Origin of the sequence: Hymenobacter busanensis, from assembly GCF_008727865.1 — a bacterium.
GTDB lineage: Bacteria > Bacteroidota > Bacteroidia > Cytophagales > Hymenobacteraceae > Solirubrum > Solirubrum busanense.
In genome coordinates this window covers 64657-81259 of sequence record NZ_VTWU01000011.1, presented here as the reverse complement: position 1 = coordinate 81259, position 16603 = coordinate 64657, and the positions used below count along the sequence as shown (strand labels likewise).

Annotated in this window: 11 protein-coding genes; 5 read left to right on the top strand and 6 right to left on the bottom strand. The window is 57.4% G+C overall.

The genetic code is table 11. The features are described 5' to 3' along the window. Positions 1-244 precede the first annotated feature (244 nt). Genes F0P96_RS20765 through F0P96_RS20755 form a run of 3 tightly spaced genes read left to right on the top strand, consistent with a single transcriptional unit; the run spans position 245 to position 6534 of the window. Positions 245-1645: a DUF4365 domain-containing protein gene (locus F0P96_RS20765; protein ID WP_151080923.1), complete on the top strand. Its 1401-nt coding sequence runs from the start codon at positions 245-247 to the stop codon at positions 1643-1645. Continuing rightward, positions 1642-3222, top strand: coding sequence for an argonaute/piwi family protein (locus F0P96_RS20760; protein ID WP_151080922.1), 1581 nt, complete (start codon positions 1642-1644; stop codon positions 3220-3222). Before F0P96_RS20765 ends, F0P96_RS20760 begins: the two co-directional genes overlap by 4 nt. Before the next feature lie 60 nt (positions 3223-3282). Beyond that, positions 3283-6534 (top strand): DEAD/DEAH box helicase, encoded by a 3252-nt coding sequence (locus tag F0P96_RS20755; RefSeq protein ID WP_151080921.1) that lies wholly within the window; start codon positions 3283-3285, stop codon positions 6532-6534. A gap of 35 nt (positions 6535-6569) precedes the next feature. On the opposite strand, the gene F0P96_RS20750 is transcribed toward F0P96_RS20755, so the two are convergent. The 6 genes from F0P96_RS20750 to F0P96_RS20725 all read right to left on the bottom strand — a co-directional run bounded on the left by F0P96_RS20750 (position 6570) and on the right by F0P96_RS20725 (position 14893). Beyond that, entirely contained in the window at positions 6570-7583 is a 1014-nt protein-coding gene (locus tag F0P96_RS20750; protein WP_151080920.1) for a tyrosine-type recombinase/integrase, read from the bottom strand. A 338-nt stretch (positions 7584-7921) separates the two neighbouring features. Continuing rightward, a complete protein-coding gene (locus tag F0P96_RS21400) occupies positions 7922-8671 on the bottom strand; it encodes a DUF6577 family protein (RefSeq protein ID WP_338074406.1) in 750 nt (249 codons plus the stop codon). 32 nt (positions 8672-8703) lie between these two features. Next, a complete protein-coding gene (locus F0P96_RS20740) occupies positions 8704-11181 on the bottom strand; it encodes a TonB-dependent receptor domain-containing protein (protein ID WP_151080918.1) in 2478 nt (825 codons plus the stop codon). Next, on the bottom strand, positions 11162-12529 hold the full coding sequence (locus F0P96_RS20735) for an HTTM domain-containing protein (protein WP_151080917.1): 1368 nt from the start codon (positions 12527-12529) through the stop codon (positions 11162-11164). Before F0P96_RS20735 ends, F0P96_RS20740 begins: the two co-directional genes overlap by 20 nt. A gap of 3 nt (positions 12530-12532) precedes the next feature. After that, on the bottom strand, positions 12533-13648 hold the full coding sequence (locus tag F0P96_RS20730) for an imelysin family protein (protein WP_151080916.1): 1116 nt from the start codon (positions 13646-13648) through the stop codon (positions 12533-12535). 93 nt (positions 13649-13741) lie between these two features. Beyond that, complete coding sequence (locus F0P96_RS20725; RefSeq protein ID WP_151080915.1) at positions 13742-14893, bottom strand: DUF4856 domain-containing protein; 1152 nt, start codon at positions 14891-14893, stop codon at positions 13742-13744. A gap of 225 nt (positions 14894-15118) precedes the next feature. On the opposite strand from F0P96_RS20725, the gene F0P96_RS20720 reads away from it, so the two are divergent. Both F0P96_RS20720 and F0P96_RS20715 read left to right on the top strand, forming a co-directional pair. Then, complete coding sequence (locus F0P96_RS20720) at positions 15119-16045, top strand: toxin-antitoxin system YwqK family antitoxin (RefSeq protein WP_151080914.1); 927 nt, start codon at positions 15119-15121, stop codon at positions 16043-16045. Between the two features lie 26 nt (positions 16046-16071). Beyond that, positions 16072-16602: a hypothetical protein gene (locus tag F0P96_RS20715; protein WP_151080913.1), complete on the top strand. Its 531-nt coding sequence runs from the start codon at positions 16072-16074 to the stop codon at positions 16600-16602. Position 16603 lies beyond the last annotated feature (1 nt).

Below are 16603 nucleotides of genomic sequence, written 5' to 3'. Positions count from 1 at the left end.
TCTTTACCAATCCGGTGGAACGTGGACATGCGGGGCTAACTACATGTATAAAGACGAAGGTACAGAAGGCCGAAACCCGAAGCTAATCTCACATTGCAGTTAAAAAAGCTAGCTGCGAAGACGCTCAGCGCATTAAGGCTCTCGTCTTATGCTAAAAAGAAGACCTCGAAAGCACTATCTTCGTTAGCATTCCAGCTGGTGCTAGTCTTGTTAGGCAAACGCCCAGATTCTACTGCTCTGCCTTATGTCGAAAACTGTACGACCATCCCATATCATCGGCGAGCGAGGCGTAAACGTCTTCGCGGATTATTGCAACCGGCACCAGCCTTACATTATCTGGCGGGAGGAAACCAAGAACGACTTTGGTATCGACGGCGAAGTAGAACTAACCGAGGTAACCGAAGACGGCAAAATCAAACCTACTTCCCAAACCCTGAAGGTGCAAATCAAATCCACCCAAAGCAGCGCCAGCTACATTCAGCAGGAAACCGAAGAGTCGTTCAGCTTTTTCCCGCGCGAAGAGGACCTGGAGTACTGGAAGAATTACCGGGTGTATGGTTACGATGTGCTATTGGTAGTATTCGACGGTCGCGACGGCGCTGATATCCTGTACTGCAAGAAAATAACCAACATCGACGAGGCGCTGGCACGCCCCAAGGGCAAGCGCAAGTCGCAACCCATCGTGTTTTCCAAAACGGAGAATCGGTTGGTGACCGGGCAGCACGATTTCGACACTAAGTACCGGGCCTCCTTCAAAAGCCGCGTCAACTACCAGGCGGCCGAAGTGCTCGATACCAATATGTTTCCCTTCAAGGCGGTACCGCGCTGGCTCTACACTTACCCGACGCATTACAAAACCAAGAAGGACATCTTCAAGAACATTGCCAGCGGCGAAGCGCCCTACTTTGTTATCTACAATTCGGTTATCTACACGTTTGTGCCCATTGAAAAAGACTTCAAGCCTTTTTATGAGCACGTAGTGTCGGAGGGGCAAAAGCGAACCGAACATCGGTACAGCGAAGTGGTAGATACAGCCACGCTGCGCAACCACTTTGTGGAACTGCTGAATGAATACTTGAAGGACTTCATGCGCAAGCGCGGCCTGCACTACCAGCGCGACTTCCGGCGCTACTACTTTTTCCTGCGCAAAGACCAGACAGAATTTAAAGTGCCTTACCGGACCCGTCGCGCCGAAAAAGTGACCGAGAAAAAGGTAGTGGAGTATTACGAGTACGGCAAAGACACCTTCTTTCGGCATCTGGCCGTGGCGGTCAGGCCGCTGTTCATTGAGGACAAAGTCTACCTCATTGTCAGTCCGAAATACTACTTCACCTCGGATAGGGCAACCGTCTTAGAGGCGGAAAAGGCCACCAAGTTCACGAACTACCTCAACCGGAAGACCTTTAACGACGGGGTAGTGGACCAGCTGCACTTCTGGTGGCATCATTTGGCCCGAGGCTCACATGAGGCCACTGTTTTCGACGGTTCGGCCATGAATCAGCCATCTATATTGCTCAGCCGGCCCCTTGATTTTACCGTTTCCTTTGGCATTCCGCTCGACGGAGAGAAGGTATCACAGAAGAAGAAAGCCGGAGCTAAAACTGCCTCTGTACTCCCATTGCCCAGCTTATTTGATAACCAATGACGCCGGAACTACTACCCGAACCGCTGCTGGAGTTTGGTAACGACCGCCTCAGCGAAGACCCCAAGCAGGGCATTGCTATTGGCAGCTTCTTTTCTACTAGTTCGCGCACCCACCGTTCCGAAATCCATTACGCCATTCTGGGAACCAACTTCAATATCGAAAAGGCTCAGGAGTGGATTAAGCAGTTCGATAGCCCCATCGAAGCCTCCGATATTGAGGTGAAGATGAAGGGCAATCGGATTGAGGCCGGGCAGGTAGTGGACTATGATGACGAGGAAAGCTTGCTTTTCGGTGCCGACCCCGTTGGCGAGGAAGAGCCGGAAGTCGAGGACGAAGAACCAACCAGCTACAAGAACAAGCGGCTGAATCCCGATTTTCCGGGCTTCAATGCAGAATCTATTTTCCAGTGTGGCTTTGTTAACGACGAAGCCAATAATCGAAGTGTTAAAGAGGCGAAGATTCGAGCCATTCTGGATGACACGGAGCTGACGAAGTTTGACCGGGTAGTACGTATCTGTGACCTCTACAAGGAGGCTTACCGAGACCTGCTCGAAAATTCGATGTCGCCCCCGGATATCTGCTTCATTGTCATTCCCGCCGATGTCTTCAAAAAGCACTCTTCCATACCCTACAAAGGCAATTTGTATTTCAATCTGCGGCGTTACTTAAAAGCCCAGTTGATTGTCATGCCCAAGTCCATTCCTGTCCAGATTATTCTGGAAGACACAATTCTTGGCAAAAAGAAGTCCCTCCAAGACCTATCCATGCAGGCGTGGAATTTTGTGGTGGCTAGCTACTACAAGAATGCCGGGACGCCCTGGACGCTGACCTTGCAGGACAAGCACACCTGCTTCATCGGAATCAGCTTCCACAAAGTGCTAAACTCTGACAATAACCTAGTTCGCTCCAGCATTGCTCAGGCTTTCAACTACGAGGGAAAAGGTATCGTCTTTATCGGCAAGAAGTTCAAGTGGGATGCGGATAAGAACAATACATCCTCGCCCCACCTAACCTATGATTACGCGAAGAGCCTTATTGAGGAGATTGTAGAAAAGTACAAGAAGTTCAACCACAATATCGCGCCCAACCGGATAGTCATTCATAAAACGACGGACTTCTGGACATCTGCCCAGCACGCCGAGTACGCGGAAGCAGAGGGGTTGAAGGACGGCATCCGGGCCGCACTCAACGAGGATGTGACAATTGACCTAGTAACCATCAAGACCGCCAATATCAAGCTGCTACGTCGCAAAGGCAGTTACCCGGTGATGCGCGGTACACACCTGCCGCTCGACCGTCAAACAGGCATCTTGTACACTACTGGGTACATCCCTTATTACGAAACCTTCCCTGGCCAGTATGTACCCCACCCGTTGGAGGTATCCATTTTTGAAGGCGAGTCAACGCTCAAGCGTGTTTGTACGGAGATTCTGGCGTTGACAAAACTCAACTTCAACAACTGCAACTTCTTTGATAGCCTTCCGATTACATTGCGTTTTGCGCAGAAAGTGGGCGAAATCATTCAGTATGCGGAGGACGACGATATGCTGCCTGACAAGTATTACTACTACATGTAGCCCCGTGCCCAACCTACTATCTGTGTATTCATTGACCACTTGACGTACTATTTCTTAACCATGAAGCTGACTTTACCTGATTGGCGTAACAACTGGTTTGTATTACCCAAAAGCAAGAATACGATTACGCAGCTCGTGGTAAAAGGCAGGACGTTGAAGGACCTGACGGCTTCCACTCATCTGACGGGTCTGCGCGTGGCTTCCACAGGCTTTAATGCTTATTTGACGGCTGCCGAAACTGACGTTCCAGCCGATGAGCCCAACGTATTACAAACTAAGAAGAAGCCAACACCAGATGCCTTCACGCAGGATGCGCTGCTATTTAAAAAGTGGCTCAAGGCAGAGCAACCTATTGCTGCCAGCCCTGAAGAAATTGCGGCATCTTGGCGCGGTAAATTTCACTTTATAGAAGAGGACCAAGACGCCAAGATTAATGGCTTGCGCCAACCACAGCTTGGGGCCATCTATTCAATACTTGGACATTTGAAGCTTCCGACGAGCGCAGGTATTGTGGTGTTACCAACGGGTACAGGTAAGACCGAAACCATGCTGGCAACTTTGGTGGCTAATCAGTGCCGCAAAGTTTTGGTGGTGGTTCCGTCTGATGCGCTGCGCACCCAGATTGCAGAAAAATTCATCACGCTCGGCCTGTTGAAAGAATTCGGTATTCTGGACGATAGCGCCCTTTATCCTGCCGTAGGCGCATTTCGGCAATCATTTTCCGAAACCTCGGACTTTCGCCGGTTCGTTGCGCAAAGCAACGTAGTTGTGGCCACCATGGCCATACTTCAAACGCTGGCTACCGAAGAATTGGAGCACCTTTCGGCCGAATGCTCGCACGTCTTCATTGACGAAGCGCACCACGTTAGGGCCAAGTCTTGGAACTACGTGAAGGAGCATTTTGATGCCAAGAAAATCATTCAGTTCACCGCTACCCCGTTCCGCAACGACGGCCAGCGCTTGGAAGGGAGCATCCTTTTCAATTTCCCGTTGAGCGAAGCTCAAAAGCAAGGGTATTATAAAAATATCGAGTTTCTGCCCGTTAGCGTGGCCAAGCCAGAAGAAGCCGATAAAATCATTGCCGATACGGCCATTGCCCGACTGCGCAAGGATTTAGCCGTCCCACATAACCATATCTTGATGGCGCGGTGTGCAACTAAGGAACGCGCCGAGAAAGTATTTCAACTGTATGCCCAAGAAACCGATTTGCAACCGGTTATTCTCTATTCCGGCATGCCGAAAGGCAAAGAAAACTATCAAAAGATAGTGGCCAAACAAGCCCGAATTATAGTTTGTGTTGATATGCTGGGGGAAGGTTTTGATTTGCCCGAACTCAAAATTGCCGCGTTCCACGACATCCGAAAAAGCTTACCTATTACCCTCCAGCTGGCCGGACGCTTCACGCGGACCAAGTACGACGAGCAATTGGGGGATGCGTGTTTCATTGCCAACATCGCGGACCCAGATGTAAGCGATGAGCTGGATGAGCTCTACGCGCGGGATGCTAACTGGAGCATGCTATTGGCCAACATGAGTGAGGGGAAAGTGGCCGAAGAAGTTGACTTCAAGAAGCTTCTGGCAGGCTTTCCAAAGCTGGCCGAGTCCAAATTGCCACTCAATAACATTCAAGTTAAGCTAAGCACGGTCGTCTACAAGAACAAAACCGATACGTGGAGCCCTGGTAATTTTAAGAAAGGGCTGCCCGACTTTGAAAAAGCATTTTATAAGTTCGATGACTTAAACCGGGAAGACAATATGCTCATTGTCATCACGGCAACTCAGGAAGGGGTAGATTGGCTGGATTCCAAGGAGGTTTATCAACTTACTTGGCGCATAATCTTGGTTTACTGGGAAACCAAAAACAACCTGCTATTCATCCACAGCTCTGATAACTCCTCCTTATATGAGGACTTGGCGAAGGCCATTATCGGAGATAATGCGCAATTGATAAAAGGGGTTGACGTATTCAAAACCTTTGATGGAATGCACCGCATCACGCTTCAAAACGTGGGGCTGCGGAACCGGCTCGGCAAGGACATCCGGTTCCGAATGATGGTAGGTCGGGACCTGGAAGAGGCCATCAGTATCATTGAAAAACAGAAGGGCGAAAAAGCTTTTGTAATGGGTGCGGGCTACGAGGTGGGCAAAAAAGTCAACCTTGGGGCTTCATACAAAGGCCGTATCTGGACGAAACGTGAGAACGACCTGAGCGTTTTCAAGAAGTGGTGCGTAAAAATTGGCAACAAGCTTCTGGACCCCAGCATCGACCCCAACCAGTTTCTTAAGGAAACCTTGGTGCCTATGCTCATCAAACGGTTTCCTGCTCTCGACCCAGTTTGGATTGACTGGCACGAAGACTTATACAATGAAGGTGAATTGTATTTTAAATTTGAACTTGGCACCGAGAAGGCAGATTTATCCTGTCTTTCTATTGATTTAACGGGAATTTTTAATGCAACATCCATCAATTTCGCCGTTGCCAGCGACACCCAACAAGCAGAATTTGAACTCAAGATTATAGAAGCTGGAGACTCCAGCGATAAGTATCCTGATTACGAAATATCCCAAGTCGCAGGGCCAACGGTTAGTGTATCGTATGGCAGACGCAAACTTGCTGGAGCAGCTTTTTTTCAGGCCTTCCCACCAGCCATTTGGTTTGTGGACGGCTCTTCGGTCAGTGGCAATGATTACGTGCCCCTGAAGCAGACCATTGGTCTATTTCCACAAGCGGACATCGAGGTCTGGGATTGGACGGGTGTTGACCTTAGCGCGGAATCACAAGGGGTGCTCCCAGTAACGGATTCCATCCAGTACCATGTGATTAAGGAATTGAACAAGCGTGACTACGACATCATTTTTGATGATGATGGAAGCGGCGAGGCCGCAGACGTAGTTGCTTTAAAAGTGCTCACCGACAAAATCAGGGTCGAGCTCTATCACTTAAAGTATGCCAAAAAGGCCAAAGTCGGCAACTCCGTTGGCAATCTGTATGAAGTGTGTGGACAGGCTCAGCGTTCAATGCACTGGAAGCACAAGCCGGGCGATGCTTTGATGATGCACTTACTGCGTCGGGAACCGAAAAGAAAAAAAGGAGTAACACGCAGCCGATTCGAGAAGGGCACCGAAATAGAATTGGAGGCCCTTAAAAAGCTGGCTAAGCGCCGGCTGCCACTGGAATTCGAAATGATAATCGTGCAGCCGTCGCTGACGAAATCCAAAGTGGGGGATGAAATTCTAAAGCTCCTAGGCGTTACACAAAACTTCGTTCGAGACTTAGCCGGCGTATCACTACGAGTAATAGGTAGTGCTTGATGAACTCTACAGTATCAAGGTAGCCACTGCAATACCTACAAACCTAGATTCTGGGCAGCGTTAAAACTTACTACATCGTCAAGGCGCGAGTAGCGGTCAATCATGGCATCCGTCTTCTGCTTGGTCTGGTTCTTTATGAAGCGGTTGGACTGACCACGCAGAACGGATACCGTGATAAAGGACACGCGCAACGAGTGAGCCGAGTAATTCTTCTCGGGAATCTTGTGGCCTTCCTCGTCATGATTCAGGTGGAGCTGAACCAGCCCGTTGACACGCAGGGCAGATAGACGCTTTGGGGTAGGAAGTGTTTCACCTTTAACCTTGCCCCGTTTAAGAGACACAAACAACGGTCCCGTGCTGCGGCCCAGTTGCTGCACCCATGCGCGGGTACAGCGCACCGGGCAGAAGTTTGCAGTAGATGCGTAAAAGACGGCTTTGTCTTCGGCCTCGCCGGCTTGGTTGGTTTTGCTTCTGGACAGGTGCACAATCAGCGCCCGCTCGGTAAACTCCAGGTGCTCCACGTTCAGGGCCACCAGCTCGGAGCGCCGGAAGGCCCCGGCAAAGCCCAGCAGCAGCAGGGCCCGGTCACGCAGCCCGGCCGTGGTCGTCACGTCCAGGCGGCGGATGCTTTCCTTGAGCTCGTCGACGGTAAAGGCCGGCGCCTGCTTCTGGCGCTTGCCCAGGGCGCGGGTGATTCCCTCGAGCACCAGCGCCAGTTCATCGGAATGCACCGGCGACGGGTAGCCGCGCAGCTGGTGATGCTTGTGGATGGCCGCCAGGTGGCGCTTGATGGTCGAGAGCTTGCGCGGGAGGTCGGCCAGGTCGGCCGCGTACCGGGCCACGGTGGCCACCTCAGCCGGCAGCGGGCACAGCCCGTGGAGCGCGCAGTACTCTCCGAAGCTTTTCAGGTCAGCCGAGTACGCGAGCACCGTGTTGTCGGCGCCCTCCAGGCCGAGCTTGAGGTAGCGGGCCACGTTGTCGGCCGCGGTGGCGAGTTGTGACCCCAGGGCTTGCGGCTGGTCGGGAATCCGGGCGAGTTCGGTGCTCATGCGGGCAAAAGTAACCGCAAATACTTTAGGTATCATAATTAACAGTTATGATGCCTAAACTTTGTTTCGACGAATCAGGAAGCAGTGGTGTAGCAAGCCATTCAGCCTTGCGGCGGAGAGCCACCATTTTATTGGCAAAAGGGCGACACCCGGTAGTGACCCAACGTCTGCCTGTGTTGGGGTCCTGCCAACATACATTAATAAGGAGTGCACGCGGGCGCGTGAATAGGTTAGCGACTTTGCAGTCAACCCACGCTTATCCAAATCGAATGCATCTTTCAAGGTATAACTCTGCAATTAAACCTCACCTGTAAGGCGCCCCAAGCAGCCTGTAGAACTCAATGGGTATCGTAGTGGCGGAGTATTGTGGTCCATCGGGCACTGGCATGACACTGGGCGGCGTACCGAAGCAATACCTGCGGGTCGAGTGCGCGCTGCGAAAACATGGCGGTCAGGGCCGAGCCCAGCGTTGCATCCGTGACGAAGGCACTCAGTTCGGGAAGCTGACCGGCGTCGACCAGCATCTTTTCTGGGCGGGCTACCGGAATGCCTTTGACCCGGCGAACCGGGGAATAGCGTTGCCAGGGACGAAGCACCACGCGCAAACCGGCTGGGCTGAGCGACGCCGGAGCGGGTATCGCACTTGAATCGGAGTGTAAATAGGAACGCAGCAGGTTCCCGGCCTGGTTTACTTCCGCCCAGTTCACCTCCACGACTAATAGGTCAGGAAGACTAGGCAGAAAAGAGTGAAGCCACTGCGTACTCCACAGGCAACCGAGCGGGAGCGCTAACCGCGCTTGCAAAAAGTCCCACACTGCTCGCCACGCCGGTAACAGTTCCGGCTTAGAGACTGATGGGACGACCACTGGTTCAAAGCTCATTCTGCCGGCTCCTGCTTCGTGGAGCAACTGGTTGCGCACCAGCCTCTCCCGAACCGAAGGCCATACCTCGGGTGATACCACCGGCAGCGCCTGCCCGATGAAGGCCAGCAGTTCGGCCTCGGCAACGACGATTTGGCCCCGGAACTGGCTCCGTAGCTGGGGCCAGGCCCGCAGTACCCATTCCAACGGGGCGCTTGGTGCACTCATTCACGCAGGGATTACCCCGGTGAAGATACCGCTTACCACTTCACGGCGGCAGTTAGGAAGAAGCTGCGTGGGTCGGACGGCAGGATGCCGGGGCCTGGATAGCCGGTGGCGCGGCGGGTGAAGTAGATGGCGTTGCCGAGGTTGTTCACACTGGCTTCCAGCTTCAACCAGCGTCGCTCCCACGACACGGATGCGTCCCAGATGTGATAGGCCGGAATCAAGCCTACCACGGCGGCGTTGGCGTCGGGCAGCCGGTCCTGCGGGCTGTTGGGCGCGTTGGTGGCTTCCGAAAACTGGTCCGACAGGTAAGTAAACTGCAGCGAGGCCTTGAAGGGACCGTAGCCGCCCTGCATACCGGTTTTCAGGTTCACCTGCGGCACGAACTCCACCTGCTTGCCCACCACCTGCTGGTTTTGGCTGGCCGTGTAGCGGCTGCGAATGAGGGCCGCGTTGCCGAACACGGACCAGCGCCAGCGGCTTGGCTCGGTGCTTGGGCGCAGCAGCCGCAGCACGTCGGCTTCGGCGTACGACTCCACCCCCAGAATCAGGGCGCGGCCGATGTTGCCCCGGAAGCGCAGGGTCCGGTCGTTGGCGTCCGAAATCTGCACTTCGCCGATGCGGTTGTTGTAGCGCAGGGCAAACAAACTCAGGTCGTAGGTCAACCACTGGCCCTGCTCGCCGCGCAGGCCCAGGTCGGCGGAGTAGCCGCGCTCGTCCTTGAGGTTGGGGTCAATCACCAGCGAGTTGTTGGCAATCTGCATGTCGCTGAAGGTGATGGAGCGGTAGTTCTGCGACACGTTGGCGTAGAACTCGCGCTGTTCCACCGGCTTGAAGCTGGCCCCCAACCCGCCGATGACGAAACCGCGCGGGCTGGTGCGCTTTTCCTGGTGGGTCGTGTTGGCAATGATGTTGCCGGCCAAGTCGCGCTCCACGTTGCCGTAGCTGCCTTCTGCTTGGGTGCGGATGTACTCGTAGCGCAGGCCCGGCGTGAGCGAGAACTTCTCGCCGAAGTAAAAGATGTTCTCGGCGAACAAGGCCGCGTTGTAGTTCGGGAAGCGGTAGTCGGAGTAGGACGACTGGTTGCTCAGCCCTTCCTCGGGATTGACGAAGCGAAAATCGGCCCCGCGTCCCGTTGGTCCGAAACCCTGGATGCTGTGGTTGTAGCCGCGGTACAGGCGCGTGCCCACCAGCAGCACCCCGCTCCGGGCGCTGCCGAGGCCGTAGCGGTTGAGGTAACGGGCTTCCAGGCCCGCGTTGCGAAACTGACCCGTAATCAGGTCGCGCAGCTGCGACTCGTCGTCGGCGCGCTCCACAAAATTGGGGCGGTAGCCCAAGGATTTGCGCGAGGCCAGCAGCCCGAAGGTGGTCAGGTTGACGTTCGCGCGCGGGCTGAGCTTCCAGTCGGCCGAGAGGTTGAACAGGTTCCAGTCGACGGCAAACCAGTTGCGGGCCCGGTTCGACTGGCGCGCGTCGCGGGCAAACTGCCGGTCGCTCAGGCCCCCGGGCTGCTGGGCCAGGTAGTCCATGTGGGTGAACTGCGCGCCCACCTTCAGGTTTTCCGTCAGCTGGTAACGCACATCGGCGTAGGCGGTTTTGCTGTCGAAATGGGAGTTGGGCCGCCACCCGTCACCACGCTTGTACTGCGCGAAGCCGTAGTAGCTGAGCTTCTTCACCGTGCCGCTTACGCTGTTGAAGGAGTTGAAGAAGCCGTAGGAGCCCACCGACTGGCGCGACACCACGCTGACGGTCTTGTCGGGCTCGGGCTGGCGCAGCTCGAAGTTGAGCAGGCCGCCGAACTGCGTGCCGTACTGCAGCGAAGCGGCCCCGCGCACCAGCTGAATGCGCTTGATGGCTTCGATGGGCGGCGTGTAGTAGCTCTCGGGGTAGCCCAGCGCGTCGGCCGAGATGTCGTAGCCGTTCTGGCGCACGTTGAAGTTGGCCGTGCGGTTGGGGTCCAGCCCGCGCCCGCCGATGCTCAGCTGCAGGCCGCCCTGGTCGCTTTCCCAGATGTTCAGGCCTGCCACCCGCGAGTACACTTGCCGGGCGTTGTTGGTGGCCAGGTTGGCCACCAGGTTGTCGGGGATGATAACCTCCGACTTCTTGGCCGCGAAGATGGCCGTGCCCTCCACCTCGCGCAGGCGCGTCTGCCCGAAGCGGGCCTGCGGGGCGGCCACCACCACTTCCTTGAGCTGCCGCTCGCGGCGGGTCAGCTCAAAATCAAACACGCCGCCCGTGCCGGGCAGGTCCACCTCGGTGCGCAGCGGCTCGTGGGCGATGGAAGAAAGCTGCAGCTGCTGGCGCCCGGGCGCGAGCCGGGAGAGGGTAAACAGGCCGGTGCTGTCGGTGCGGGCAATCTGGCGGGAACCGCGCACGTACACCTCGCAGCCCACCACGGGCTGGCCCGTGCCCGCCTCGCGGACGCGCCCCTGCAAACTGGCCTGCTGGGCCACGGCGGTGGTAGAAGCAAGGACGGTGGCAGCCAGCGCCGCGCTATAAACCGGTAATCTCATCGTCGAAAGGCAAAATCCAGGGCTTGGGCCGCAAATCGTCGGTGATGCGGGCCAAGTCCACGGTGGGGTCGATGAAGCTTTTGCCCAGCCGCCCGTTCAGGCTGACGTAGGCATCGGCGTACACCTGGGGGGAATGAACGCCCCGGCGGGCGTAATAGTCGCGCAGGTAGTGGGCAAACTGCACCATCATGTCGGGCTGGGTGCTCATCATCTTTTCCTGCAGCACGCTCAGGTGCTCGTAGTTGTTGACCAGCTGCGCCCGCTTGGTCTGGCTGTCCACCACCTTGAACTGCACCTGGCCCATCTTTTCCATCAGCATCACCCGCCACGAAAAGCGGTAGCCTTCTTCGGTCCAGAATAGCTCGTGGGGGTAGAGCAGGTAGCGGAAGGGCAGCAGCAGCTGCACCACGAAAAACGCGCCCAGGCCCAGGAGCAGCAGCTGGCGTGTGGCCGGCCCGTACACCAGCGGCACAGGCACCTGATCCGTGGCTGGGGCCAGGCGCAGCAGCCGGCGCAGGCGCTGCAATAGCCGCTCGTGCCAGTCGGCCGGGAAGAAAATCAGCGCCGCCACCATCATCACGTAGGGAAACATGCCGATGGGGAAAAGCACCGCCGTCAGCACGTGAAACACCACTACCGTCACGTAGGCCCAGGGCCGGGTGCGGCGGTTGAGCAGAAAGAAAGGCACCGTTAGGTCGTAGAGCGCGCCAAACCAGCTGAAGGCGTAGGCCACCCAGAGCTGCCCGAGCAGCGGGCCGATGAGCGGCAAGTCGTTCTTGGCCGGCAGCCAGATGCGCAGCGGCATGGCGTGCACCAGCCAATCGGAGTTGAGCTTGGCCAGCCCGGCGTAGCAATACACAATGCCCATGAGCAGACGCAGCGCGTCTACCGCCCAGCGCGGCACCTCGTTGCGCCAGCGCGCGGGGTTCAGGCGGGCGTCCAGCGAGAAGTAGCGCCCGGCCGGCAGCACCATCAGCAGCAGCGCCACCAGGCTCACGAAGTAGTAGTGGTTCAGGTAGGTGCTCTTGTCCATGAGCTCGATGTAGGTGAAGCTCAGGAACAGGCCCGCAATGGCCGCGCGGTACCAGTACCCCAGGGCCACCAGCAGCGCGCACAGCCCGCACACGGCGAACAGCGCGTAGGTGTAAGGCCCCAGTGGCCGCACCCACCCGAAGCCGTAGTACGAAAAGAAAAACTTCGGCTGCAGGTACAGCTCCGCAATCCAGCCCTTGGCCCAGAAACGCACAACGCTGGCCAGCACCAGCAGCCCGAAGGCTACCCGGAACGTGGCCAGCGGAGCGGCTAGGGTAAGCGAGTGGAGGTAACGTTGCAGCGTGCGGCCCGCCATGGATTAGTCGCCGTCGTTGTCGACGTACGTCACGGTAATGCCCAGCGCCGAGGTCATGTCCACTTTGATCATGCGCACGGCCTTCTGCATCTCGTTGTACGACGCCACCGCGTCGGCATTGCGCGCCGTCACGGTCGTGTACAAGTCGGGTCCCAGCGAGCTGAGCTGCAGGTACGACACGCCGAGCTGGGCGTTGATGATGTCGGCCAGGGGCTGGTTCGTGCGGCTGTCCTTGGCGCCGAGGGCGTTCAGGTAGCTTTTCAGCGAGGGTTGGCCCGCGCGGCCGTTGAAGAACTGCTGCACCGTGGTGTGCGCCGTAGTGGCCAGCTGCAGCGGCAGCGAGCCCTTGATGTAGTAGGCCTCAATCTTTTCCGGACGCGGAACACCGCTCATCGTGCCGGCCGGGATGCCCACCTTGCCCGCACGCAAATACCGCTCGAAGTACAGCGAGTAGGCGTTAATAACGCGCGAAAGCGAGGAGCTGGCGTCGGTGCCGGTGTTGCCCACGAACGTGTCGCGGTACGAACCGTTCCACTGGCTGTACACGGTGCCGAAGGTTTGCTCCATCTTGGCGACCACGTCGGTGAGGTATCGACGGTGGCCCGCGGAGGAGGCGTACTGCTGGGCAATGGCGGCATCACCGGAGGCAATGCCGTTGAGCAGGTAGTCCAGCGCCGGGAAACCCTGCTGCGGGATGGCCGTGGCCACCTCGAAGTCATACGTCACCCGCGTGATGTTGGCGTTGATGCCGGCGGCATCGGCCGGGTAGATGTTGAAATGGTTGCGCAGGCTCACCTGCTCGGCCGGCCCAAACTCGTAGAGTTCCACCTTCTGCCACTCCACGTAGGCAGCCTGCCAGGCTTGCCGGGCTTCCACCAAGGTGGCCGGCGTGGGGGCGGCGGTAAAGGCCGTCGTTTTGGCTTTGAGCGCCACCAGCTTGTCGTTGAAGCGCTGATAGCCCGGCTTTACCAGGCTGTCGGCCCACTGCGTGAGCAGGGCTTTTCGGTCCACGGCCAGGTCCGGGCCGGGCGTGCCGCCCCCGTTCGGGTCCTTGCCGCAGCTGATGATGCCGAGGACAGCCAGCAGGAGCGCGCAGGCCAGCAGAAGCGTCTTGTTCATGGGAAGCGTTTGTTGTGGCGAAGGCCAACGGGCGAGGTAGCGTTGGCTGCCTCACCCGTTGGCCTTGTTCCGCTTACGCAAGCGGGCCGAAAGTTACTGAAGGTTGAACTTGGCTTTGATGGCGTTGATGGCCACGTCGGCCTGGGCGTTGGTCAGGCTCCAGGCACCCTGGCTGCCGGAAGTCAGACCGTTGAGCACGCCGTCGGAGAAGGCAGCATCGGCGCCGTACTTGGTGCAGAAGCGCAGCGAGTAGATGAAGCCGAGGCCTTCGCCTAATGCGTGGGCCTTCACGTCGAGGGCCGAAGCAGCTTTCCAGTTCTGCATGTACGATACGGCGGCCAGGGCAATGGTCTTCTCCAGCTCGGTGCGGATGATGTCGGCCTGGGCCTTCACGCCGGCAGCGTCGTTGTTGACGATGGCGGCGCGGCCCTTCAGGAAGGCCAGGTACACGCCGGGCGACGCGGGGCCGTTCTTTTCGTTGAGGTAGCTAGCCAGGAAACGCTCCCGCGGGGTGGCGTTGATGTCCGTGGTCATGATGGCGTTGTTGGTCAGGTAGCCGTAGGCCAGGTCCCAGTTGTGCTCCAGCTCCGAGTAGGGCTTGCCATCGACCACCTTGCTGTTGTTGGCTTTCAGCGCGTTGTCCGTCAGCAGCACGTTGTCGATTTGGTCGAGCAGCAGCGCGCCAATCAGGGCCTTCTGAATGACTTGGTTTACCTCGATGCCGTTGCCATCGACCAGGTAGCGGCCCAGGCGTCCGGCGTTACCGGGCGTGGCCACGTTGTTGACCGACTGGCTGGCCGTGGCCAGCTGGGTCAGCTTGGTGTCGACGTAACCGCGCACCGTCTCGGCATTGGTCGCCGGAAACGACGCGGCCGTGGTGTTGCGCAGCGAGAAGCCCGCGGCATTCAGGCCGGCACCGGTGAAGTAGCCGCCGGTGTTGGTGTAGTAGCCGCGCAGCTTGGTCACGTCCAGCGTCTGGGGCGTAGCCGGGGCCGCTACCGCCACCAGCGCCATGTAGGAGTTCAGCTCCGAGAACATGTCCAGCCGCTGGTTCGAGGTGGTCAGGTCCACCGTCGATTGCCCACTGGCGTCTTTGAACGATTCCGTGTACTTGGACGTGGCCGTTAAGGCGTTGGCATCCATCTTGGCGCGCAGCGCCGGGGCCGATTCGGTTTCGTTCTTGTCGCAGGAAGAAAAGCCAAAAGCCAGGGCAATGAGCGCGGCGGGAACGTACTTAAACGTCATGAGGAGCAGGATTTCGGAGTAGTTTGGAACAACGCCTCAAAGGTAGCATGCTTATTTGTAATGATTACAAATAAGGGATTAATTTTTTTGTAAAGAGTCTAAATAAGCTTTTGGGATATATGTGATTATTAACTGATTTCAGGGCAGTTGCGAAAAGGTTTGGTGAAGCCGTACAGGTCTTTACCTTTATCCTGCGCACTCCCCTTTTCCCATTTGTTAGCCTCTATGACCAAACGTTACGTTCTGCCCATCCTGTTCCTGCTCGCCTCGTTGCCCGTGCTGGCCCAGCGCCCCAAGCCGGCGGCGGTGAGCTTGCCCCCGGCCGATACAGTCTACTTTGACCGCGACTGGGAGCGTACCGAAACACTGGAGGAAGTGGCCTACGCGCGCATTGCTAGGCACGACGCTGCCGGCAAAACCATCGGCACTGTGCGCGACTACTACTATCCGTCTTGGAAAAAGCAGTGGGAAGGCAAAATGGCTTCGGAAAATCCTGACAAGCCCACGGGCCTGTGCTGCGGCTGGCACGAGAACGGCCAGGTGAGCTTCCGCGGTACCTACGTGAACGGCGTGCAGCAAGCCGACTTCCGGAGCTGGCACGACGACGGGCGCGAAATCAAGTGCTCCTCCGTCATGCAGGATGCGCTGCCGCTGAGCAACGCCACCATTCACTGCAGCAACTGCATGCACTCCAGCCGCAAGGTGTTTACCGTTGACCTGCCCGTGGGCACGGTGGGCATTGTCTACAAGCTCGACGTACGCGACGAAGGCCAGCCGCCCATTTCCTGGTCGACGGCACTGGCTGTGGCCGCCGTGGCCGGCAGTGGTGGCGCGGCTGCCCCGGCGCTGCTGAGCACCGCTGCCTCGGCGCTGACCAAGCAGGGAAACAACGCTCCCCCCACGGTCAGCACCAAGTGCCACTGGTACATTACCCCCGATGAAAACGCGGCGCAGCAGTTTCTAGCTACCAAAGGCACCATCAGCCGGGACAAGCTTTGCTTTCGGGCGGCGGAAAACACGCCCCAGGAAACCCGGCCCATGGCGTTGCCGGCGGGTACCCGACGCCTGTATGTGTGCGTGAACAACGACAACTACACCACCGACGCCACGGCTACGCTGAGCGTGAGCGCCCTGGTTCAGGACTGTAAATAAGCGTAATCGGATAACGACGTACGGCGATGATGTCGATTTATACCTGCACGGGCTATAAGCATTTTGGCGCCGAGCCCCCGCTCAGCTTCCACAACCGGCATGGTGAGCAGGAGTTTCGGGACAACATGCTTTACCTCAGCGTTGCGTTCAGCGACTGGAAGCACGACCGGGAGATGCTGCGCTTTGTGCTGGATACCCACTTCAACGGGTTTAGCGCCAAGTTCATGGAGAAAGCCATCCAGCCGTTTGTGCAGGCCAACCAAACACCATTGCTGCACTTGCTCATCTGGCAGCATAGTCGGGATACCCATGACAAGCTGAAGCTGAGCATTGGCACGGAGGTGCCGGTCGTGGAGCGCTTTGGGCAGGAAGCCGTGTCGGCTCAGCGATACATCGCGAACCGGCGGGCCTACTACGCGAGCGAATACGCCCGCTACGAGGCCGAGGAAAAGGAAGATGCCCAGCGTTGGGAGCAGCGCGAGCAGCAGCTAGCGGAGCGGCGCCGCAAGCGGGAAGCGAAGGCCGGCGGCACTAACTCTCCCAAGCCAGCCAGCTAGC